The sequence below is a fragment of the Pseudomonas sp. PICF141 genome (genome assembly GCF_002286815.1).
Taxonomy (GTDB): domain Bacteria; phylum Pseudomonadota; class Gammaproteobacteria; order Pseudomonadales; family Pseudomonadaceae; genus Aquipseudomonas.
Window position 1 is genome coordinate 1 of record NZ_MUNM01000065.1, and the last position, 21,549, is coordinate 21,549.

The 21,549-nt window shown below is 59.8% G+C and carries 20 protein-coding genes; 17 read left to right on the forward strand and 3 right to left on the reverse strand.

Features of this window, described 5'->3' with window-relative positions; all coding sequences use genetic code 11:
• The first annotated feature begins 336 nt into the window (after positions 1-336).
• The 4 genes from tauA to tauD all read left to right on the forward strand — a co-directional run bounded on the left by tauA (position 337) and on the right by tauD (position 3,999).
• Positions 337-1,314 (forward strand): taurine ABC transporter substrate-binding protein, encoded by a 978-nt coding sequence (gene tauA / locus BZL43_RS17875; RefSeq protein ID WP_095633530.1) that lies wholly within the window; start codon positions 337-339, stop codon positions 1,312-1,314.
• A gap of 15 nt (positions 1,315-1,329) precedes the next feature.
• Positions 1,330-2,124: a taurine ABC transporter ATP-binding subunit gene (gene tauB, locus BZL43_RS17880; RefSeq protein ID WP_095633531.1), complete on the forward strand. Its 795-nt coding sequence runs from the start codon at positions 1,330-1,332 to the stop codon at positions 2,122-2,124.
• A complete protein-coding gene (gene tauC, locus BZL43_RS17885) occupies positions 2,121-2,954 on the forward strand; it encodes a taurine ABC transporter permease TauC (RefSeq protein WP_095633532.1) in 834 nt (277 codons plus the stop codon). Before tauB ends, tauC begins: the two co-directional genes overlap by 4 nt.
• A gap of 202 nt (positions 2,955-3,156) precedes the next feature.
• The gene (gene tauD / locus BZL43_RS17890) at positions 3,157-3,999 is read left to right on the forward strand and encodes a taurine dioxygenase (protein WP_095633533.1); all 843 of its coding nucleotides are present in this window, start codon (positions 3,157-3,159) and stop codon (positions 3,997-3,999) included.
• A 134-nt stretch (positions 4,000-4,133) separates the two neighbouring features.
• Here the strand turns inward: tauD and mgrA are convergent, their stop codons facing one another.
• Positions 4,134-5,171: an L-glyceraldehyde 3-phosphate reductase gene (gene mgrA / locus BZL43_RS17895; protein ID WP_095633534.1), complete on the reverse strand. Its 1,038-nt coding sequence runs from the start codon at positions 5,169-5,171 to the stop codon at positions 4,134-4,136.
• Between the two features lie 402 nt (positions 5,172-5,573).
• Between mgrA and BZL43_RS17900 the strand changes: the two genes are divergently transcribed.
• Entirely contained in the window at positions 5,574-5,834 is a 261-nt protein-coding gene (locus BZL43_RS17900; protein WP_095633535.1) for a hypothetical protein, read from the forward strand.
• Positions 5,835-5,860: 26 nt separating this feature from the next.
• Here BZL43_RS17900 and betT read toward each other — a convergent pair whose 3' ends face one another.
• Positions 5,861-7,816, reverse strand: a complete 1,956-nt coding sequence (gene betT / locus BZL43_RS17905; RefSeq protein ID WP_168185108.1) for a choline transporter BetT — start codon at positions 7,814-7,816, stop codon at positions 5,861-5,863.
• Between the two features lie 370 nt (positions 7,817-8,186).
• Positions 8,187-9,113, reverse strand: a complete 927-nt coding sequence (epsC, locus tag BZL43_RS17910) for a serine O-acetyltransferase EpsC (protein ID WP_095633537.1) — start codon at positions 9,111-9,113, stop codon at positions 8,187-8,189.
• A gap of 190 nt (positions 9,114-9,303) precedes the next feature.
• Between epsC and BZL43_RS17915 the strand changes: the two genes are divergently transcribed.
• The 12 genes from BZL43_RS17915 (at position 9,304) to BZL43_RS17970 (ending at position 21,524) form a co-directional block, all read left to right on the forward strand.
• A complete protein-coding gene (locus tag BZL43_RS17915; RefSeq protein WP_095633538.1) occupies positions 9,304-10,296 on the forward strand; it encodes a D-cysteine desulfhydrase in 993 nt (330 codons plus the stop codon).
• Positions 10,297-10,575: 279 nt separating this feature from the next.
• Positions 10,576-11,370: a cystine ABC transporter substrate-binding protein gene (tcyJ, locus tag BZL43_RS17920; protein WP_095633539.1), complete on the forward strand. Its 795-nt coding sequence runs from the start codon at positions 10,576-10,578 to the stop codon at positions 11,368-11,370.
• Positions 11,370-12,035 carry a cystine ABC transporter permease gene (gene tcyL, locus BZL43_RS17925; RefSeq protein WP_168185107.1) on the forward strand — a complete coding sequence of 222 codons (666 nt, stop codon included), beginning with the start codon at positions 11,370-11,372 and terminating at the stop codon, positions 12,033-12,035. The genes tcyJ and tcyL overlap by 1 nt, the downstream gene beginning before the upstream one ends.
• A 4-nt stretch (positions 12,036-12,039) precedes the next feature.
• Positions 12,040-12,789: an L-cystine ABC transporter ATP-binding protein TcyN gene (gene tcyN / locus BZL43_RS17930; RefSeq protein ID WP_095633541.1), complete on the forward strand. Its 750-nt coding sequence runs from the start codon at positions 12,040-12,042 to the stop codon at positions 12,787-12,789.
• A 489-nt stretch (positions 12,790-13,278) separates the two neighbouring features.
• A complete protein-coding gene (locus BZL43_RS17935) occupies positions 13,279-14,031 on the forward strand; it encodes a hypothetical protein (protein ID WP_095633542.1) in 753 nt (250 codons plus the stop codon).
• 277 nt (positions 14,032-14,308) lie between these two features.
• On the forward strand, positions 14,309-15,550 hold the full coding sequence (locus BZL43_RS17940; RefSeq protein WP_095633543.1) for an SfnB family sulfur acquisition oxidoreductase: 1,242 nt from the start codon (positions 14,309-14,311) through the stop codon (positions 15,548-15,550).
• A 38-nt stretch (positions 15,551-15,588) separates the two neighbouring features.
• A complete protein-coding gene (locus BZL43_RS17945) occupies positions 15,589-16,782 on the forward strand; it encodes an SfnB family sulfur acquisition oxidoreductase (protein WP_095633544.1) in 1,194 nt (397 codons plus the stop codon).
• Entirely contained in the window at positions 16,782-18,140 is a 1,359-nt protein-coding gene (locus tag BZL43_RS17950; protein WP_095633545.1) for an LLM class flavin-dependent oxidoreductase, read from the forward strand. Before BZL43_RS17945 ends, BZL43_RS17950 begins: the two co-directional genes overlap by 1 nt.
• A gap of 68 nt (positions 18,141-18,208) precedes the next feature.
• A complete protein-coding gene (locus BZL43_RS17955; protein WP_095633546.1) occupies positions 18,209-19,018 on the forward strand; it encodes a MetQ/NlpA family ABC transporter substrate-binding protein in 810 nt (269 codons plus the stop codon).
• Positions 19,019-19,020: 2 nt separating this feature from the next.
• The gene (locus BZL43_RS17960; protein ID WP_095633547.1) at positions 19,021-20,142 is read left to right on the forward strand and encodes a methionine ABC transporter ATP-binding protein; all 1,122 of its coding nucleotides are present in this window, start codon (positions 19,021-19,023) and stop codon (positions 20,140-20,142) included.
• Entirely contained in the window at positions 20,132-20,776 is a 645-nt protein-coding gene (locus tag BZL43_RS17965; RefSeq protein WP_095633548.1) for a methionine ABC transporter permease, read from the forward strand. The genes BZL43_RS17960 and BZL43_RS17965 overlap by 11 nt, the downstream gene beginning before the upstream one ends.
• Before the next feature lie 118 nt (positions 20,777-20,894).
• A complete protein-coding gene (locus BZL43_RS17970; protein ID WP_095633549.1) occupies positions 20,895-21,524 on the forward strand; it encodes a bifunctional 2-polyprenyl-6-hydroxyphenol methylase/3-demethylubiquinol 3-O-methyltransferase UbiG in 630 nt (209 codons plus the stop codon).
• Positions 21,525-21,549 lie beyond the last annotated feature (25 nt).

A 21,549-nucleotide genomic window follows, 5' to 3' on the forward strand; every position in this document is an offset into this window, starting at 1 on the left:
AGCTACGTTGTTCATGGCAATGATCTCCGATGAGCCCCCGGTGAAAGCTTAGTGGGCGATCACAGGGGGGGAGGCGGGGGTAGCCATTTCATTAGGTTTTATGATCGTTCCCACGCTCTGCGGGGTAATGCCTCAAGGGACGCTCCGCGTCCAGGTGACGCGGAGCGTCACCGGCTGCATTCCCACGCAGAGCGTGGGAACGATCGATAAACAACTAGGCTCTCTTAGAATTTTCCGCTCATAAGATAATTCTAAAAAGTTATTTATTTTCGGATTCTTATATCATTTAGTCTCCTTTTCACGCCGACTCTCAGTCGCCTGACAAGGAGCTTCCCGATGAAACTGACTTCCCCTCTTCGCCTTCTGGCCGCCGCGTTTCTGGCTTCGGCAAGTTTCCTGGCTCAGGCGGCAGATGTAACCGTCGCCTACCAGACCACCGTTGACCCCGCCAAAGTCGCCCAAGCCGACGGCGCCTACGAAAAAGCCACCAAAGCCACCATCGACTGGCGCAAATTCGACAGCGGCGCCGACATCATCGCCGCCATCGCTTCTGGTGATGTGCAAATCGGTTACCTCGGCTCCAGCCCCCTGACGGCGGCAATCACCCGTAAAGTCCCGGTGGAAACCTTCCTCATCGCCACTCAGATCGGCGCCGCCGAAGCGCTGGTTGCGCGTGACGGTTCCGGGATCAAGACCCCGCAAGACCTGGTCGGCAAGAAAATCGCCGTGCCCTTCGTTTCCACCGGCCACTACAGCCTGCTGGCTGCGCTGAAACACTGGAACATCGACCCATCGAAAGTCACCGTGCTCAACCTCGCGCCGCCAGCGATCATCGCTGCGTGGAAACGCGGAGATATCGACGCTACCTACGTCTGGGACCCGGCGCTCGGCGTGGCCAAGGAAAACGGCAACGTGCTGATCACCTCAGGCGAGTTGGCCAAGTTCGGTGCGCCAACTTTCGATGCCTGGATCGTGCGCAAGGATTTCGCCGAGAAGCACCCGGAAATCGTCACTGCGTTTGCCAAAGTGACCCTCGATGCCTACGCCGACTACCGCAAAGACCCAAAAGCCTGGCTCGCCAACCAAAGCAACGTCGACAAGCTGGTGAAGCTCTCCGGTGCCAAGGCCAGCGACATTCCGCTGCTGCTGCAAGGCAACGTCTTCCCCCTCGCGGCTGATCAGGTAATCACCCTCGGCGCGCCAACCACCAAGGCCATCACCGACACCGCCGTGTTTCTCAAGGAACAAGGCAAGGTCGAGGCCGTGCTGCCGGACTACGCGCCGTACGTCAGCGCCAAATACATCACCCACTGATCGGAGTTGACCGCGATGGCTTTGCTACAGCTGGAGCGCGTCTGCGCACAGTACCCGGGCGCAGCGGAGCCGGTGCTGGCGGATATTTCCCTTAGCCTTGGGCCTCGACAGTTGCTGGTTGCCCTTGGCCCGTCCGGCAGTGGCAAGACCTCGCTGTTGAACCTGATTGCCGGTTTCGTCGAGCCCAGCGCCGGGCGCATCACCCTTGATGGGGTGCCAGTCAAAGGCCCGAGCGCCGAGCGCGGTGTGGTGTTCCAGGACGACGCCCTGCTGCCTTGGCAGGACGTGCTGGCCAACGTCGGTTTCGGTCTGGAGCTGGCCGGCGTTGCCCGGGACACACGCGAAATTCGTGCCCGGGAAATGCTCGCCCTGGTAGACCTTTGCGATTTTGAACACCGCCGAATCTGGCAGCTCTCGGGCGGGCAGAAGCAACGTGTCGGCCTCGCTCGCGCTCTTGCAGCAGACCCTCGGATTTTGCTCATGGATGAGCCCTTCGGAGCCCTCGACGCTTTCACCCGCGAACAGATGCAGGAGCTGTTGCTGCAAGTCTGGCAGCGCACCGCCAAACCGGTGTTCCTGATTACCCATGACATCGAAGAAGCGGTGTTCCTGGCCACGGATCTGATTCTGCTGGCGCCCAACCCCGGGCAAATCGTCGAGCGCCTGAGCCTGGAGTTCGGTCAGCGTTACGCCGCCGGCGAATCGGCGCGTGCGATCAAATCCGACCCGCGCTTTATCGAAACCCGCGAACACGTGCTCGCCAAAGTGTTCTCCCAACGCAATGCCGTACAGCGACAGGAGCGCGCATGAGCACTTATGAAATTCCCGCCGCGACGGTGAAATCGAGCTCGGCGGTAATCCCGCTGCGTCGCAGCTTGAACACGCGCTGGATCAGCGTGTTGACCCTGATCGCGTTGTTGGCGAGCTGGTGGGCCGTCACCGCCACGGGATTGATCGAACCGCTGTTCTTGCCGCCGCCGTCCGCCGTGCTGCAAAAAGGCTGGCTGCTGGTGACCACCGGCTACATGGATTCGACCTTGTGGCAGCACTTGGGCGCGAGCCTCAGCCGTATTGGCCTGGGCCTGGGCTTTGCGGTGCTGACCGCCGTGCCGGTCGGCATTGCCATCGGCCACAACCGCATCGCTCGCGGCATTCTCGATCCACTGATCGAGTTCTATCGCCCGATTCCGCCGCTGGCTTATCTACCGCTGATCGTGATCTGGTGTGGCATCGGCGAGTTGTCGAAAGTCTTGCTGATCTATCTGGCGATATTCGCACCGATCGCGATTGCCACCGCCACTGGCGTACGCACCGTCGACCCGGCCAAGTTGCGCGCCGCACAGTCGTTGGGCGCGACTCGGACGCAGTTGATTCGGCATGTGATTCTGCCCAGTGCCTTGCCGGACATTTTGACCGGCGTGCGGATTGGCCTGGGTGTGGGTTGGTCGACATTGGTGGCCGCCGAGTTGATCGCCGCCACCAGTGGTTTGGGCTTCATGGTGCAATCGGCCGCGCAATTCCTGGTCACCGATGTGGTGGTGTTGGGGATTCTGGTGATCGCATTGATCGCTTTCGCCATGGAAATGGGCTTGCGTGCCCTGCAACGCAAACTCGTGCCATGGCATGGCCAGGCTCACTGAAGCATTTGAATGTGGGAGCACCTTGCCTCAATACCCCCGTTTTTTTGGATCAACCCCGTAGGAGCTGTCGAGTGAAACGAGGCGGCGATCTTTTGATCTTGCTCTCTAAAAACAACATCAAAAGATCGCAGCCTTCGGCAGCTCCTAGAGGTGCGGTGTCGTCCACAAAATTCATGTATGGCCCCGAATTGAAGAGAACACCATGAGCAGCCTGAACATCACCCCGTTAAGCTGCGCCCTCGGCGCGCAAATCAGCGGCATCGACATCAGCCAGCCGTTGAACCTGGAGCAACGCGATGCCATCGAGCAGGCGCTGCTCAAGCATCAGGTGCTGTTCTTCCGCAACCAGCCGATCGAGCCGCAGCAGCAAGCGCGATTCGCCGCCTGTTTCGGCGACCTGCATATTCATCCGATCTACCCGAATGTGCCGGAGCAGCCAGAAGTGCTGATCCTCGACACTGCCGTCACGGATGTGCGGGACAACGCGATCTGGCACACCGACGTGACCTTCCTGCCGACCCCGGCCATGGGCGCGGTGCTGAGCGCAAAACTGCTGCCGGAATTTGGCGGTGACACGCTGTGGGCCAGCGGTATTGCGGCGTATGAAGCACTGTCCGCGCCGATGAAAGCCTTGCTCGAAGGGCTGACCGCTACTCACGATTTCACCCGTTCGTTCCCGCTGGAGCGTTATGGCAACACACCCGAAGCCCTGGCCCAGTGGGAAGAAGCCCGGCGCAAGAACCCGCCGCTATCGCACCCGGTGATTCGTACGCACCCGGTAAGCGGGCGCCGGTCGCTATTCGTCAATGAAGGGTTCACGTCGAAGATCAATGAGCTGTCGGAAACGGAAAGCGAGGTGATTCTGAAATTCTTGTTCGCCCACACCACACGGCCGGAATTCACCATCCGCTGGCGCTGGCAGAAAGACGACATCGCGTTCTGGGACAATCGTGTGACCCAGCATCACGCGGTGGATGATTACCGCCCGGCACGGCGGGTGATGCAGCGGGCGACGGTGTTGGGAGATGTGCCGTTTTTCCGGTGAGCCGATCGTTCCCCCGCTCCGCGTGGGAATGCATCAACGGACGCTCTGCGTTCGGCTCTGGATGGGACGCGGAGCGTCCCGGGCTGCATTCCCACGCAGAGCGTGGGAATGATCATTCTTGACCTCGAACGATTTTATTCCGCCGTCGAAGGCTTCTCCCACAAATTGATCCCCCCCTCCTGGGCAAACCGATCAATCTCCGCCAGTTCTTCCACGCTGAAACTCAGGTTCTTCAACGCCCCGACGTTTTCGATAATCTGCTCCGGCCGGCTCGCGCCAATCAGCGCCGAGGTCACCCGTGGATCGCGCAGCGTCCAGGCCAGCGCTAACTGCGCCAGGCTCTGACCGCGACGCTTGGCGATTTCGTTGAGCGCCCGCACGTGGGCGATGTTGGCTTCGGACAGGTGAGACGCCTGCAACGAACCACCGCCCGGACGATTGACCCGCGCATCCGCTGGCACACCATTGAGGTATTTGTCGGTCAACAGCCCCTGAGCCAATGGCGTGAAGGCGATCACGCCGGTGCCGAGTTCATTGGTGGTGTCCAGCAGGTCCTTTTCCACCCAGCGGTTGAGCAGGTTGTAGGCCGGTTGATGGATCAGCAACGGTACTTTCCACTCCTTCAGCAACCCGGCGATTTCACGGGTTTTCATCCCGGAATAGGACGAGATGCCGATGTACAGCGCCTTGCCCTGCTGCACGGCAGTGGCCAGTGCGCTGGCAGTTTCTTCCAGCGGCGTATCCGGGTCGAAGCGGTGGGAATAGAAAATATCCACGTAGTCCAAACCCAGGCGTTGCAGGCTCTGGTCGAGGCTGGCCAGGATGTACTTGCGCGAGCCACCGCCCTGACCGTAAGGGCCGGCCCACATGTCCCAGCCAGCCTTGCTGGAAATGATCAGCTCGTCGCGGTACTGCTTGAAGTCTTCACGCAGCAAACGACCGAAGTTGATCTCGGCGCTGCCGTACGGTGGGCCGTAGTTGTTGGCCAGGTCGAAGTGATTAATGCCCAGATCGAATGCCGTGCGCAGCAACGAGCGCTGGGTATCGATTGGCGTGCTGTCGCCGAAGTTGTGCCACAAGCCCAGGGACAACGCCGGCAGCACCAATCCGCTGCGCCCCACGCGGCGGTATGGGATGCAATCGTAGCGGTTTTCGGCAGCGGTGTAGGTCATCGAGTCCTCTCTTGTCGGTCTTAAATGGGGTATCGACTGCTTTGCAAGTTGCCCAGCATACGCCTGGGCAAACGCCGATAAACCTCGGAGCCGAGAAAATGCTGAAACGTTTCACACATTTCATCTTCAGCCGGACCCATTCGCCAGAATCGCAGCCCGCGATCTTTTTATCTTGGTTTGCCTTCAAACGGCCAACGGGCAAATCCTGCGCGTCAACGGCGGGTTGGTTTAACTATGCTCGATGTATTGGGGTGAATCAGCAAGGCCGCCTTCGCGGGCAAGCCCGCTCCCACAAGGATCGGCAGTGAACACAACACCTGTGAACACCCGCGACCATTGTGGGAGCGGGCTTGCCCGCGAAGGCGGCCTCAAGGGCTGCACATCTGAAGGGAGAAACTCACCATGCACACAGCAATCATCATTACCTTCGGCCTGGCTCTCCTTGCGCTGATGCTGTTCATCGGCGAGAAAATCGGTTTCCCCCGCCAAACCCTGGCCTACAGCTTTGTCGTGCTGTGGCTGGCGTTGACCTTGATCAACGGCGCGGTCGGCATGGTCAATGCCGGCCAGCCGTTGAGCACGGAACTGGTGGTGGGCAGCGCGGTATTCGGCGTACCGGTAGCGGCGCTGGTGTTGTTCATGACGATGAGCACTGACGCCTGACAAGACGTCAGCGCCCCCCTTCTCAATCAACGCACCAGATGCAAAAACTGCATATGCCGCTCGTACTGGTCGAGGATGTCGTTGATGACCTGCTCCTTGGTGTAGCCCACCAGATCGTAATCCTGGCTGCCCTCTCTCAAATGCACTTCGGCCCGGTGGTAACGGCGGTTGTTGAGTTGCTTGGACCCCATGCCGCCACGAGCGAACGACGGCGTGAAGTAGCCGCGCATCTGCACCTGATAGATGAAGGGATGCAGTTCGCCGTGACCGATCTCCAGGCTGACGTTGTCATTGGCCGGATCGGGCTGAGTGACCACGTGCAGGCCCTTCTCTACGAACACCGCTGTCACCTCTTCAATCGCCGGGCGCACCGTCGTATCGAGGAAACGATAGACCTCATCGCGCGACGGGAAATGCACGGCCTGACTCAAGCGCTGGCGCCAGCCGCCGCGTCGCGAGCCGGACACCGGCGCGAGGGAATGCAGTTGCGCGATCTGCTTCTGCGACTCCAGATAAAACGCCTTGTGCAGCCCCCACATCATCAGCAGCAAAATCAACGAGAACGGCAACGAGGTCAGCACCACCGCTGACTTCAGCGCATCGATGCTGCCGGAGAACAACAGCGCGCTGGTCACCAGCGCCGTCATCGCGCCCCAGAACACTCGCAGCCATTTCGGCCCGTCTTCATCCGGGTTACCGCCCTTGGCGGACAAGGTCGACAACACCACGGTGCCGGAGTCGGCGGAGGTCACGAAGAATACGAAGCTGATGAACACCGTGACCGCGATCACGGTTTTGCTCCACGGGTAAGTTTCCAGCAGCAGGTACAAGGTCATCGAGGGGTCATCGATGGCCGACATGCCGAGCGCACTCATGCCGTGGTTGAGGACCTGATCGATGGCGCTGTTGCCGAAGATCGACATCCACGCCAAGGTGAAGCCCAGCGGAATCAGGAGCACGCCGAAGACGAATTCACGGAGGGTACGGCCCCGGGAAATCCGTGCGATGAACAGGCCCACGAAAGGCGCCCACGCAATCCACCAGGCCCAGTAGAACACTGTCCAGCCACCCAGCCAGTCGTTGGGTTTTTCGTAGGCGTAGAGGTCGAAACTCTTCATCGGCAAAGCGCCGAGGTAATCACCCAGATTCTGGATCAGCGTATTGAGCAAGTGCTGGGTGGGGCCAGCGAACAACACGAACAGCAGCAGCGCACAGGCCAGCAGCATGTTGATGTCGGACATCACCCGCACGCCCTTGTCGACGCCGGACACCGCGACGATGATCGCCGCGCCCATCATCAGCGTGATCAACCCGACCTGAATCCATTGGGTGTGGGCGATGCCGAACAGGTAGTCGAGCCCTGAGTTGAGGTGCAAGACGCCAAAGCCCATGTCCGCGCCGAGGCCGAACACCGTGGCGATGATGCCGAAACCGTCCACCGCGTAGCCGATGGGGCCGTTGATGCGCTTGCCGATCAACGGATACAGCGCCGAACGCAGGGCCAGCGGCAGGTTATGTCGATAGGCGAAATAAGCCAGCGCCATGCCCACGAAGGCGAACACGCCCCAACCGTGCAGGCCCCAGTGCAGAAACAGAATCTGCATTGCCTGACGCGCCGCATCCGCCGTGCCGGCTTCACCTTGCGGCGGTTGCGCCAGGTGCGTCAGCGGTTCGGACACGCAAAAGAAAAACAGCGTGATGCTGATCCCGGCGGCAAACAGCATGCCGGCCCAGGACAGGTAGCTGAATTCGGGCTCGTCGTGGTCGGCACCGAGCTTGATCTTGCCGTAGCCAGACAAGGCGGTGACCACCACGAAGACCAGATACAGCGTCATCGCGAGCATGTAATACCAGCCGACCGTGTTGGCCGCCCAGTTTTGCGCTTGCAGAAGCCAGGCACCGGCCTGCTCGGGGATCGCCATGACCACAACGGCGAATAGCAAAATAAAGATCGCCGCGAAATAAAACACCGGCGGATTCATGCGGACCTGGCCGCTTGCGGGGGTGGACGATGCACTCATGAAAAGTGCACCTCAAGGGGATGAAACAGGGCAATCAAAAACGGACTCGGCAAAGGCAAGCCTCCTGTTGTGAGCGGGCAGCAAACCGACGGTTTAACTTGAATGAACGGTCAAGTTAAACATGGATAGGGGGCTAAGGACTAATCGCAGGGCTCGGCGGTAGCTTTGTGGCGAGGGGGCTCGCCCCCGTTGGGGCGCGAAGCTCCCCTGAAACCTGCAACCGAATTCTTTCAGTAAAACCGCACTGGCATGCTTTGCGCCTGCGTCGCAGCCGAACGGGGCGATGCGGCGTTCCGACAAGCCCCCTCGCCACAGGTTCTACAAAACTGGCTTACTTCTGCGTCCCATCATCATGCTGCAAATTCGCCTGGCTGAGGTTGCACCCCGGCGGCACGCTACGGGTCAGCCAGACGTTGCCGCCGATGGTCGAACCCTTGCCGATGGTGATCCGCCCCAGAATCGTCGCGCCGGCATAGATCACCACATCGTCCTCGACGATCGGATGCCGCGGATGGCCCTTTTGCAACTGGCCGTCTTCGTCCGCCGGGAAGCGCTTTGCGCCCAACGTCACGGCCTGATAAATCCGCACGCGCTCGCCAATGATCGCGGTCTCGCCGATCACCACGCCGGTCCCGTGATCGATAAAGAAACTGCGACCGATCTGCGCCCCCGGATGGATGTCGATGCCAGTGGCCGAGTGAGCGATTTCCGCGCTGATCCGCGCCAGCAGCGGCAAGCCGGCGCAATACAAATGATGGGCCAGGCGATGGTGAATCACCGCCAGAATCCCCGGATAGCAAAGCAACACTTCATCGACACTGCGCGCCGCCGGGTCGCCGTGATAGGCCGCCAACACGTCGGTGTCCAGCAGAGTGCGCAGCCCCGGCAAAGCGAGGGCGAAATCCTGAATGATCTGGAGGGTTTTGGCCTCCACTTCAGTGTCGGCCTGGGCACTGTGGCGCGCGGCGTAACGCAGTTCGAGCCGCGCCTGAGCCAGCAACGCGTTCAGAGCGACGTCAAGTGTGTGGCCGACATAAAAGTCTTCACTCTCCTCGCGCAAATCCACCGGGCCCAGACGCATCGGGAACAACGCACCGCACAAGGCTTCGAGGATGTCCGCCATGGCCGCTCGGGACGGCAACTCGCGACCGCCCTGCTCGCCGCTGGCACGGCCGTTTTGTGCGCGCCACTGCTCGCGCGCCGTACGCAGTTGGCCGACGATGGTCTGCAATTGCCAATGGCTGGAACGCTCGCTCACGGTAAAAACTCCTCATGGGCGGCCGGACTGTCTGGCCGCGTTAACCGCGATTACTTTACGGCAACGGCTTGCAGCCGAATTAAGAACCAATAGTGCTGTGCTCAATACTTTTGGCTATAAGCGATTGGCAGTTGCCCCACCAAATACCCGTGCCTATAGTCCTGACATCTTCCTCCGCCAGTACGGACCCATGATCAAACAAGAGCTTGCCCGCTTTAACCGCCTCGACCTGCTCGGTCATCCTACTCCCCTGGAAAAACTCGAACGCCTGTCGACCTGGCTGGGCCGCGATGTGTACGTCAAACGCGATGACCTGACGCCATTGGCCCTGGGCGGCAACAAGCTGCGCAAACTTGAATACCTGGCCGCCGATGCCTTGGCCCAAGGCGCTGATACCCTGATCACCGCTGGCGCGATCCAGTCCAACCACGTGCGTCAGACGGCGGCCATTGCGGCCAGGCTTGGCCTTGGCTGTGTGGCGCTGCTGGAAAATCCACTGGGCACCGACGACAGCAATTATGTCGGCAACGGCAATCGGCTGTTGCTGGATCTGTTCGATGCCAAGGTCGAGCGGGTGGAAAACCTCGACAATGCCGACGAGCAATTGGAAGCGCTGGCCGCGCGTCTGCGCAGCAACGGTAAAAAACCGTATCTGGTGCCGATTGGTGGCTCGAATGCATTGGGCGCTTTGGGTTATGTGCGTGCGGGCCTGGAACTGGCTGAACAGATCAAGGACACCGGGCTGAATTTCGCCGCCGTGGTGCTGGCGTCCGGCAGTGCCGGTACCCACAGCGGCCTGGCGCTGGCCTTGAGCGAAGCACTGCCGGATTTGCCAGTGATCGGTGTGACCGTTTCCCGTAGCGATGAAGATCAACGACCGAAAGTCCAGGGCCTCGCCGAGCGCACGGCCGAGCTGTTGGGTGTAAGCCTGCCGGCGAATTTCAGAATCGATTTGTGGGACGAGTATTTCGGCCCGCGTTATGGCGAGCCGAATGCCGGGACATTGTCGGCGCTGAAGCTGCTGGCGAGCCAGGAAGGGTTATTGCTGGACCCGGTGTACACCGGCAAAGCCATGGCCGGTTTGCTCGACGGCATCGGACGCCAGCGCTTCAATGACGGCCCGATCATCTTCCTGCACACCGGTGGGGCGCCGGCGTTGTTTGCCTATACCTCAGTGTTTTGATCGTTCCCATGCTCTGCGTGGGAATGCAGCCCGTGACGCTCCGCGTCCCTAGAGGCATTCCCACGCAGGAGCGTGGGAACGATCACTTAGCCAAGAAAAGAATAACAAACTCAATATTTAGTATTTTCCTATCTAAAGGCGACATCATATAGTCGCGCCGCAGGCGAATTTGCAGCAAGACGCATAAGCTGCTTTAGGGCAGGATATCGCAGTCGTTCAAATCCCGAATTTGCCAACTTTTCCTTAAGCGTCTTCCATAAGAAAACACAGGGGCTTGTCATGAATTTTTCCGCATTACGTCGAAATCTGCTGGTGGGTTCGCTGGGCCTGGCGCTGAGCGCCGGCCTGCTCGGGCAGGCAGTGGCCGGTGAGCAGCTGCAAAAAATCAAGGACGCAGGCGTGATCAACGTCGGTCTGGAAGGCACTTATCCACCGTTCAGCTACATCGATGAGGCCGGCAAACTGAGCGGCTTCGAAGTCGAGTTCTCCGAAGCCTTGGCCAAAGAGCTGGGCGTGAAGGTCAAACTGCAGCCGACCAAATGGGAAGGCATCCTCGCAGCCCTGGAATCCAAGCGTCTGGACGCGGTGATCAACCAGGTGACCATCACCGAAGAGCGCAAGAAGAAGTACGACTTCTCCACGCCTTACACCGTTTCCGGGATTCAGGCGCTGACCCTGACCAAAAACAAAGACACCATCAAGACCGCCGCCGATCTGGCCGGCAAGAAAGTCGGTGTCGGCTTGGGCACCAACTACGAGCAATGGGTAAAAGAAAATGTGCCCAAGGCTGACGTCCGCACCTACGAAGATGACCCGACCAAGTTCCAGGACCTGCGTGTCGGCCGCATCGACGCCATTCTGATCGACCGCCTCGCCGCGCTGGAATACGCAAGGAAGGCCAAGGACACAGCTGCCGCCGGCGAAGCGTTCTCCCGTCAGGAAGCCGGTATTGCCCTGCGCAAAGGCGAGCCTGAGCTGCTGGCCGCGGTGAACAAAGCCATCGACAAGCTGCGTGCCGACGGTACGTTGAAAAAGCTGTCGGAAAAATACTTCAGCGCTGACGTCACTCAATAATGGGAGACGCTTTCCAACTTGCGCTGGACTCCGCGCCCTTTCTGCTCAAGGGCGCGTACTACACGGTCATCCTGAGCCTGGGCGGAATGTTCTTCGGCCTGCTGATGGGCTTCGGCCTGGCGTTGATGCGCCTGTCGCGCTTCAAACTGGTGAGCTGGATCGCCCGCATCTATGTGTCGTTCTTTCGCGGCACGCCGTTGCTGGTGCAACTGTTCGTGATCTATTACGGCTTGCCGCAACTGGGTATCGAACTTGATCCGCTGCCAGCGGCCCTGATCGGCTTCTCGCTGAACATGGCCGCCTACGCCTGCGAAATCCTGCGGGCCGCCATCAGCTCCATCGAGCGCGGCCAATGGGAAGCTGCCGCCAGTATCGGCATGACACGCGCGCAAACCCTGCGCCGGGCCATCCTGCCGCAAGCGGCGCGCACAGCCTTGCCTCCGCTGGGCAACAGCTTCATCTCGCTGGTCAAGGACACGGCGCTGGCGGCCACCATTCAGGTGCCGGAGCTGTTCCGCCAGGCACAGCTGATTACCGCTCGCACCTTCGAAATTTTCACCATGTATCTTGCCGCTGCGCTGATCTACTGGGTTCTGGCGACTGTACTGTCGCACCTGCAGAATCAGTTGGAAGCGCGGGTCAATCGGCACGACCAGGAGTCATGACCCAATGATTGTCGTGGAAAAACTGACAAAGCAGTTCAAGGGTCAGGTGGTGCTCAACGGCATCGATCTGCAGGTCAAGGAAGGCGAGGTGGTGGCGATCATCGGCCCCAGCGGCTCGGGCAAGACCACCTTCCTGCGTTGCCTGAATTTTCTCGAGGAGCCTAGCAGCGGCCGGATCAAGGTCGGCGACATCGAGATCGATGGCAGCCGTCCCCTGAACCAGCAGCAAAGCCTGGTACGGCGCTTGCGCCAGCACGTGGGTTTTGTGTTCCAGAACTTCAACCTGTTCCCCCATCGCACCGCCCTGGAAAACGTGATCGAAGGGCCGTTGGTGGTGAAAAAGACCCCGCGTGCCGAAGCCGTTACCCTGGGGAAAAAACTGTTGGCCAAGGTCGGCCTGGCGGGCAAGGAAGACGCTTACCCGCGACGCCTCTCCGGCGGTCAGCAACAGCGCGTAGCGATTGCCCGGGCGTTGGCGATGGAACCGGAAGTGATCCTGTTCGATGAACCGACCTCGGCACTGGACCCGGAACTGGTGGGTGAAGTGCTGGCGACCATCCGCGGCCTGGCCGAGGAAAAACGCACCATGGTGATCGTTACCCACGAAATGGGCTTTGCCCGGGACGTGGCCAACCGTGTGGTGTTTTTCGACAAGGGTGTGATCGTCGAACAAGGCGAAGCCAAGGCACTGTTTGCCAACCCGAAAGAGGAACGGACCAAGCAGTTTCTCAGCAAGTTTCTTAATAACGCTTAGTGCTACCTGTTTGAAAACTTAAACTTCCATGGATGGAAGTGACACTCACTCCGTAAAAACAATAGATACCTCAACGATTCACTCCCGTCCTAAATAACTTCCCGCCCCCATGCGGTACATATATATATATGTCCTGCAACAGATTCATACCGCCTGAAACTTATAAAATACCCTGCTGCCCCACGTTCGAAGGGTTGCTGCCTCAGAGGCATAAAACCCACCAAATAGCGCACCTTATTCGACAGAGCCATGCGGTTTATTAACCACATTGCGTAGGAGCTTTCTGAATCACTCAAGAACTAACCTTTAACCAACCCACGCTATTGACACCTATTCAAACGCACTCTTATCTAGTTCCCAACAGGCAAAATCCCTCACCTTCATTATTATTTAATCGCGCCAACAGCGAATCGTTTTGTTGCTTGGTAATTCACGCCTTTCGATCTTTCAGAAATGGACTTCGCGGCAAAGCCTCAAGGAGAGAAACCCATGACCAGCACTTCCAACAAACCTGAACTTGCAGCCCCGACCCTGGCGCAAAGCCACAAGGCCGGTATCAATATCACCTCGGCCGCGCACCTTATGATCGAAGTGGCTCCCTACCCCGGTATGGATGAAGGCGATCTGATCGAGCTGTTCTGGAACAACTGCTACGTGGCCTCCACTGTCCTGGGACCCGATCATGGCGGCACAGCCGTGAGTCTGCGAGTGCCGGAAAGCTTCATTGCCAATGGATCGGCCCGCGTCCATTACAAAGTCATGCAGGTGGGGCAAGGGCCGGCGGTATCACCGGCGACGCGCGTCCAGATCAAACTTGATTGCCCGGGCGGCCTGCTTCTTTGCGATGAGGAAAACCAGAGCCTGGCGCCCGTCTCCATCCCCGAGACCATTCGCCGTCAGGGGGTCAACCCGAATCAGGTCAAGCGCGGTGTTCCGTTGACTATCGAACCGTACCTGAACATGGCCGTCGACGACGAAATCACCCTGCGCTGGGGCGACGTGCGCATGGACCTGCCCAAGCTCAAGGCTTGCGATGTGGGTCAGCCGATTCAGGTGTGGGTGCCCCCGGCGATCATTATCGAAGCTGGCGAAGACCTTCGACTGGAAGTGACCTATTGCATCCTCGATCGCGTAGGTAACAACTCGCGCTGGGCGCCGGCCCGTACATTGAAAATCGGCTGTGCCAACCCCTATTTGCGGCCAAAGGAATTACTCATGGCCGCCGAACCCCGCAAACACTGAGATCTCATGTAGCAGCTGGCTTCGCCAGCTGCTACCAAGGGGGCGTGCCAACTCATCTATCGGGTGAGTAACGTACCTTCTATGCATATTCCTAAAAGTTAGTTCAAAAAATATTTATACACGTTTAGGGTATATACACCGGACCACCGGACATTCGTGTTTTCGTTCGCCGCAACCCTTGCGGCGCTTTCATGAGATGTGAGGTAGGTATGGTCCGGAACACAATCACCCCAGTGCAAATCGCCAGGGCATTGCGTGCAGCCAAGGAGCGGCACTGATGTCCAGTCTGGCAGATGCAATCGTCCAGAGTGATCTGGACATCGCCCCCCTGTTGTTGCCCGCGCAGGTCTTGCGCAACGACGCACAAGCCATCAAGGCGGCCCATGAGCTGGCGCAAGTCGCCCGCCTGCAAGCAGCCAAACGTGACCAGCAGCGCAAGCTGCCGTGGTCGGAGATCGAGCAGTTTACCCGCAGCGGTCTGGGCAGTATTTCCATCCCGCGTGAGTACGGCGGCCCGCAAGTTTCATTCGTCACCCTGGCCTCGGTGTTCGCGATCATTTCCGCGGCCGACCCGGCGTTAGGGCAGATCCCGCAGAACCAGTTTGGAATCCTCAACCTGATCCTCGGCAGCGCCACCGAATCGCAGAAAAAGCAGCTGTTCAAAAGCGTGCTCGAAGGCTGGCGAATCGGTAACGCGGGACCGGAGCGCGGGACCAAAAATACTCTGGAACTCAAGGCGCGGATCAGCGCCGACGGCGATGGCTTTGTCATCAACGGTCAGAAGTTCTATTCCACCGGCGCGTTGTTCGCCCATTGGGTGGCCGTCAAGGCGCTGAATGACGACGGCAAGCAGGTGCTGGCCTTCGTCCGTCGCGGTACACCTGGGCTGCGCATCGTTGATGACTGGTCGGGCTTCGGCCAGCGCACCACGGCCAGCGGCACCCTTTTGCTCAACAACGTGCGGGTCGACGCCGAACTGGTGGTGGATAACTGGAAGATCAACGACAGCCCAAATACTCAAGGCGCCGTGTCGCAGTTGATTCAAGCAGCCATCGACGCTGGCATTGCCCGGGGCGCCATCGATGACGCCATCGAATTCGTGCAAAAGCGCGCACGCCCCTGGATCGATGCCAAGGTCGACCGGGCCAGCGACGACCTCTATGTGATCGCCGACATCGGCAAGCTGAAAATCGAACTGCATGCCGCCGAAGCGTTGTTGCGCAAGGCCGGGCAAGTACTCGACCAGGTCAACGCCGCGCCGCTCACCGTCGAGTCCGCTGCGCGCGCCTCGATTGCCGTGGCTGAAGCCAAAGTGCTGACCACCGAGATCTCGCTGCTGGCCAGCGAAAAGCTCTTCGAGCTGGCCGGCAGCCGCGCCACTCTCGCTGAATTCAATCTCGACCGTCACTGGCGCAATGCCCGGGTGCACACGCTGCACGACCCGGTGCGCTGGAAGTATCACGCGGTTGGCGCTTACCACCTCAATGGAACCTTGCCTGCGCGGCATTCGTGGATCTGACGACCAGAACCTTTTTGACCAGATCCCTGGAGAAACACATGACTCTTTCTCACCCCGTCGCGGTCATCACCAGCGACGAGCAAGCCCTGATTATTGCCAGTGACCTGGCCGACGACTTCCAACGCGACAGCGCCTTGCGCGACCGCGAGCGTCGTTTGCCGTACCCGGAACTGGAAGTGTTTTCCCGTTCGGGTCTTTGGGGCATCAGCGTGCCAAAGGAATACGGCGGTGCCGGGGTTTCCAACGTCACCCTGGCCAAGGTCATCGCGTTGATCGCCCAGGCCGACGGCTCCCTCGGACAAATCCCGCAGAACCATTTCTATGCCCTTGAAGTGCTGCGTGTGAACGGTACTGATGAGCAGAAAAAACGCCTGTACGCAGACGTGTTGGCCGGCCAGCGCTTCGGCAATGCACTCGCGGAACTGGGCACCAAAACCGCCCATGATCGCGTCACCCGCCTGACTCGCGATGGCAATGGCTACCGCATCAACGGCCGCAAGTTCTACGCCACCGGCGCGATTTACGCCCAGCGCATCCCGACGTCAGTGGTGGACGAAAATGGCGTGCAGCAACTGGCCTTCGTCCCGCGCAACAGCAAAGGCCTGACGGTGATCGACGACTGGAGTGGTTTCGGCCAGCGCACCACCGGCAGCGGTTCAGTGGTGTTCGAGGATGTCTACGTCGCCGCCGAAGATGTGCTCCCGTTTCAAAGCGCGTTCGAGCGCCCGACCACTGTCGGCCCGTTGGCGCAGATTCTCCACGCCGCCATCGACACCGGTATTGCCCGCGCCGCCTATGAAGATGCCCTGCATTTTGTGCGCACCAAAACCCGACCGTGGATTGATTCCGGTAACGACACCGCTACCCAAGACCCATTGACCATCAAGAGTTTCGGCCACTTGAGCATTCGCCTGCACGCGGCCGAAGCCTTGTTGGCACGTTCCGGCGAATTCCTCGATCAGGCCCAGGCCGACACCAATGCCCAGACCGTCGCCGCCGCGTCGATTGCCGTCGCTGAAGCCCGGGCCATCAGCACCGAAATCTCCCTCGCCGCCGGCAGCACACTGTTCGAACTGGCCGGCAGCCAGGCGACCCTGGCCGAACACGGTCTGGATCGCCACTGGCGCAACGCTCGGGTACATACCCTGCACGACCCGGTGCGCTGGAAATATCACGCCATCGGCAATTACTACCTCAACGATGAAAACCCTCCATTGCGAGGGACCATCTGATGGCTGATGCGAAAAAGAAAATCCTGCTCAATGCGTTCAACATGAACTGCATCGGGCACATCAACCATGGCCTGTGGACGCATCCACGGGACACGTCGACCCAGTACAAAACCATCGAGTACTGGACTGAACTGGCTCAGTTGCTGGAACGCGGACTGTTCGACGGGTTGTTCATTGCCGACATTGTCGGCGTGTACGACGTCTATCAAAACGCGGTGGACGTGCCGCTCAAAGAGTCGATTCAGTTGCCGGTCAACGACCCGCTGCTGCTGGTCTCGGCCATGGCCGCCGTCACCAGAAACCTCGGCTTCGGCCTGACCGCCAACCTGACCTACGAACCGCCGTACCTGTTCGCCCGGCGTCTGTCCACGCTTGATCATTTGAGCCGGGGGCGGGTCGGCTGGAACATCGTCACCGGCTACCTCGACAGCGCCGCCAAGGCCATGGGCCTGAGCGAACAGGTGGAACACGACCGCCGCTACGACCAGGCCGACGAATACCTGCAAGTGCTCTACAAACTCTGGGAGGGCAGTTGGGAAAACGACGCGGTGCTCAACGACCGCGAACAGCGGATCTACGCCCAGCCAGACAAAGTGCACAAGGTCGAACACAAGGGCGAGTTCTATCAGGTCGAGGGTTATCACCTCTGCGAACCGTCGCCGCAACGCACGCCGGTGCTGTTCCAGGCCGGCAGTTCCGATCGCGGTTTGCTGTTCGCCGGTCGGCATGCCGAGTGCGTGTTCATCAGCGGCCAGAACAAACCGGCGACCCGGGTCCAGGTGGACAAAGTGCGCGCCAGCGCCGTCGAAGCCGGGCGCAATCCCTGGGACATCAAGGTGTTCATGGGCTTGAACGTGATCGTCGGTGAGACAGAGGAGCTGGCCTGGGCCAAACACGCCGAGTACCTGAGCTACGCCAGCGCCGAGGCCGGTGTGGCGCATTTTTCGGCGTCCACCGGGATCGATTTTTCCGGGTACGAACTCGACGAACCGATCCAGTACGTGAAGAGCAACGCCATCCAGTCCGCCACCAGGAACCTGCAAAACAACGATTGGACCCGCCGCAAATTGCTGGAACAACACGCCCTCGGTGGTCGCTACATCACTGTGGTCGGCTCGCCTGAGCAGGTAGCCGATGAACTGGAATCATGGATCGCCGAAACCGGTCTGGACGGCTTCAACCTGACACGGATCGTCACCCCGGAAAGCTATGTGGATTTCATTGAACTGGTGATTCCGGAGTTGCAGCGCCGAGGGTCATACAAGACCGCTTATGACAACGGCAGCCTGCGGGAAAAGCTGTTTCACGAAGGGGCGCATTTGCCTGGGCAACACATCGGTTCCCATTACCGACACTAACCCCCGACCCTGATCGTTCCCACGCGGAGCGTGGGAACGATCGCCTTAACTTGACTGGAAAACTCATCATGACCAAGAAGCTCCTCTCCCACCCAGTCAAAGCACTGGCCCTGGCCCTCGGCCTCTTCAGCTCCATCACCTTCGCCGCCGACCCGCCGCTGAAGGTCGGTACCACCGCCGCCTTCGCCATTCCCCTGGAAGCCGCCGTAGAAGAAGCCAACAAACAAGGCCTGACAGTCGAACTGGTGGAGTTCAGCGACTGGATCGCCCCCAACGTCAGCCTCGCCTCGGGCGACATCGACGTGAATTATTTCCAGCACATCCCGTTCCTGGAAAACGCCAAGGCCGCCGCCGGTTTTGACCTGGTGCCGTTCGCCCCGGGGATCATCAACAACGTTGGCCTTTACTCGAAAAAATACAAAAGCTTCGACGCGTTGCCCGAAGGTGCCAGCGTGGCCATCGCCAACGACCCGATCAACAGCGGTCGCGGCCTGCAACTGCTGGCAAAGGCCGGGCTGATCACCCTCAAACCGGGCGTCGGCTACAAGGCCACCGAAGAAGACATCATTGCCAACCCGAAGCAAATCAAAATCCTTCAAGTCGAGGCCGTGCAACTGGTGCGCGCCTACGACGACGCCGATCTGGTTCAGGGTTACCCGGCCTACATTCGCCTCTCGAAGACCTTCGATGCCAGTTCCGCCCTGCTGTTCGATGGCCTCGATCACAAGGAATACGTGATCCAGTTCGTGATCCAGCCGAAAAGCAAAACCGACCCGCGGCTGATCAAATTCGTCGACATCTACCAGCATTCGCCCGCTGTTCGTGCGGCGCTGGATAAAGCCCATGGCAAGCTCTATCAAGCCGGTTGGGAAAGTTGAGCATGACGGCCGCGATCCAACGGCGACTGGAACTTCTGGAGCCACATAACGCCACACAAACCGAACTGCACCCCGACCTCAATCGCGCCCACGTGCGCTTCATCGGCCTGGGCAAAACCTACAACGGCCAGCACGGTCCGGTGGCGGCCTTGCACGGCATCGACCTGGCGATCCTGCGCGGCGAAGTGTTCGGCATTATCGGTCGCAGCGGCGCCGGCAAGTCGTCGCTGATCCGCACCATCAACCGCCTCGAACAGCCGAGCACGGGGCGGGTACTGATCGATCAAGTGGACATCGCCGAGTTCGACGAAGATCGTCTGGTGGCGCTGCGGCGGCGCATCGGCATGATCTTCCAGCACTTCAACCTGATGTCGGCCAAGACGGTTTGGCAGAACGTCGAATTGCCGCTGAAAGTCGCCGGCGTGCCCAGGGAGACGCGCGAGCAGAAAGTTCGCGAGCTGCTGGAATTGGTGGGCCTGCAAGGCAAACACACAGCCTATCCGGCGCAGCTTTCCGGCGGGCAGAAACAACGCGTCGGCATCGCCCGCGCGCTGGTGCATGACCCGCAGATTCTGCTGTGTGACGAGGCGACGTCGGCACTGGATCCGGAAACTACGCAATCGATCCTCGGCCTGCTGCGCGAGATCAATCAGCGCCTGGGTTTGACCATCGTGCTGATCACCCACGAGATGGCGGTGATCCGCGATATCTGTGATCGGGTCGTGGTGCTGGAGCACGGGCGAGTCGTCGAGCAAGGGCCGGTCTGGGAAGTTTTTGGCAACCCGCAGCATGAAGTCAGCAAGACCTTGCTCGCGCCATTGCAACACGCCCTGCCAGAAGAACTGCAAAACCGTTTGCGGGCGCAGCCGCCGTCTTCGGATGCCAGCGTGGTGCTGCGTTTGCAATTCACCGGTAGCGCCAGCGAAGAGCCAGACCTGGCGGCGCTGTTCAGCGCCCTCGGTGGTCGCGTGCGCTTGCTGCAAGGGGGTGTGGAACGAATTCAGGGGCATGCGCTCGGGCAATTGCTGCTGGCGGTGACCGGTTCATCCCTCGGCACCGAGGATTTGCGTCAGCGCGCTGGCCGCTGGGCGCAACAAGTGGAGGTGCTGGGTTATGGGGTTTGATCGCTTGCTTCAAGGTTTTATCGACACGTTTTTGATGGTGGGTGTGTCGTCGCTGATCGCGTTGTTGGCGGGCATTCCGCTGGCGGTGATTCTGGTCACCAGCACCAAAGGCGGGATCTACGAAGCACCGGCGCTGAACCGTGCATTGGGCGCGTTCGTGAATCTATTTCGCTCGATTCCCTTTTTGATTCTGATGGTGGCGCTGATTCCGTTCACCCGGTTGATCGTCGGTACCACCTACGGCGTATGGGCTGCTGTAGTGCCACTGACAATCGCTGCCACGCCATTCTTTGCGCGTATTGCCGAAGTCAGCTTGCGGGAAGTCGACCATGGATTGATCGAAGCGGCGCAGGCGATGGGCTGCCGACGCTGGCATGTCGTCTGGCATGTGCTGCTGCCCGAAGCGCTACCGGGAATTGTCGGGGGTTTTACCATTACGTTGGTGACGATGATCAACTCCTCGGCCATGGCCGGGGCGATTGGGGCCGGCGGGTTGGGGGACATCGCTTATCGGTATGGGTATCAGCGGTTTGACAGCCAGATCATGCTGACGGTGATTGTATTGCTAGTGGTGTTGGTGGCGATGATTCAGTTGGGTGGGGATCGGTTGGCGCGGGGGTTGAACAAACGCTAGGCATGTTGCGAACACTCATTGTGGCGAGAGCCTTTTGTGGGAGCGAGCCTGCTCGCGATGGCTGCGCAGCAGCCTCCGGCGTATATTCGGCTAATCCCAATTACCTGCGCAGCCAACCATGAAACAGACTCCCGACGACCTGGAGCAGATCACCTCCACCACCCTGGACCATTACAACGCAGTGGCCGAGGACTTCCGTGAAGGTACTCGTGACCACGATGTCAGCCAGAACATCGATGCCCTGTTGCGGCATATTCGGGGTGAGGCGCCGTTCAGCATTCTCGACTTCGGCTGTGGCCCTGGCCGAGATCTGAAAACCTTCACGCGCCTGGGCCACACCGCTGTCGGCCTCGACGGTTCGGAAAAGTTTGCGCAGATGGCCCGGGAGGACAGTGGTTGTGAAGTCTGGCAGCAGGACTTCCTGAAGCTTGACCTGCCGGCCGAGCGGTTTGACGGGATTTTTGCCAATGCGGTGCTGTTTCACATTCCGAGTCAGGAGTTGCCTCGGGTGCTGAAGGAACTGCGTGGGGCGTTGAAACCAGGTGGCGTGTTGTTCAGCTCCAATCCCCGTGGCGAGAATCAGGAAGGCTGGAACGGGCCGCGTTATGGGGCGTATTACGACCTTCAGGTGTGGCAACGAATGCTGACCGAGGCGGGGTTTGTGGAGCTTGAGCATTACTACCGGCCGGCGGGGCTGCCGCGGGAACAGCAGCCCTGGTTGGCGAGTGTCTGGCGTCGAGTCAACTGATCGTTCCCACGCTCTGCGTTGGAAT

Bases quoted from the DNA above. Each gene is read 5' to 3' on its own strand.
- tauA (WP_095633530.1), top strand. From the start codon at position 337: ATGAAACTGACTTCCCCTCTTCGCCTTCTGGCCGCCGCGTTTCTGGCT.
- tauB (WP_095633531.1), top strand. From the start codon at position 1,330: ATGGCTTTGCTACAGCTGGAGCGCGTCTGCGCACAGTACCCGGGCGCA.
- tauC (WP_095633532.1), top strand. From the start codon at position 2,121: ATGAGCACTTATGAAATTCCCGCCGCGACGGTGAAATCGAGCTCGGCG.
- tauD (WP_095633533.1), top strand. From the start codon at position 3,157: ATGAGCAGCCTGAACATCACCCCGTTAAGCTGCGCCCTCGGCGCGCAA.
- mgrA (WP_095633534.1), bottom strand. From the start codon at position 5,171: ATGACCTACACCGCTGCCGAAAACCGCTACGATTGCATCCCATACCGC.
- BZL43_RS17900 (WP_095633535.1), top strand. From the start codon at position 5,574: ATGCACACAGCAATCATCATTACCTTCGGCCTGGCTCTCCTTGCGCTG.
- betT (WP_168185108.1), bottom strand. From the start codon at position 7,816: ATGAATCCGCCGGTGTTTTATTTCGCGGCGATCTTTATTTTGCTATTC.
- BZL43_RS17915 (WP_095633538.1), top strand. From the start codon at position 9,304: ATGATCAAACAAGAGCTTGCCCGCTTTAACCGCCTCGACCTGCTCGGT.
- tcyJ (WP_095633539.1), top strand. From the start codon at position 10,576: ATGAATTTTTCCGCATTACGTCGAAATCTGCTGGTGGGTTCGCTGGGC.
- tcyL (WP_168185107.1), top strand. From the start codon at position 11,370: ATGGGAGACGCTTTCCAACTTGCGCTGGACTCCGCGCCCTTTCTGCTC.
- tcyN (WP_095633541.1), top strand. From the start codon at position 12,040: ATGATTGTCGTGGAAAAACTGACAAAGCAGTTCAAGGGTCAGGTGGTG.
- BZL43_RS17935 (WP_095633542.1), top strand. From the start codon at position 13,279: ATGACCAGCACTTCCAACAAACCTGAACTTGCAGCCCCGACCCTGGCG.
- BZL43_RS17940 (WP_095633543.1), top strand. From the start codon at position 14,309: ATGTCCAGTCTGGCAGATGCAATCGTCCAGAGTGATCTGGACATCGCC.
- BZL43_RS17945 (WP_095633544.1), top strand. From the start codon at position 15,589: ATGACTCTTTCTCACCCCGTCGCGGTCATCACCAGCGACGAGCAAGCC.
- BZL43_RS17950 (WP_095633545.1), top strand. From the start codon at position 16,782: ATGGCTGATGCGAAAAAGAAAATCCTGCTCAATGCGTTCAACATGAAC.
- BZL43_RS17955 (WP_095633546.1), top strand. From the start codon at position 18,209: ATGACCAAGAAGCTCCTCTCCCACCCAGTCAAAGCACTGGCCCTGGCC.
- BZL43_RS17960 (WP_095633547.1), top strand. From the start codon at position 19,021: ATGACGGCCGCGATCCAACGGCGACTGGAACTTCTGGAGCCACATAAC.
- BZL43_RS17965 (WP_095633548.1), top strand. From the start codon at position 20,132: ATGGGGTTTGATCGCTTGCTTCAAGGTTTTATCGACACGTTTTTGATG.
- BZL43_RS17970 (WP_095633549.1), top strand. From the start codon at position 20,895: ATGAAACAGACTCCCGACGACCTGGAGCAGATCACCTCCACCACCCTG.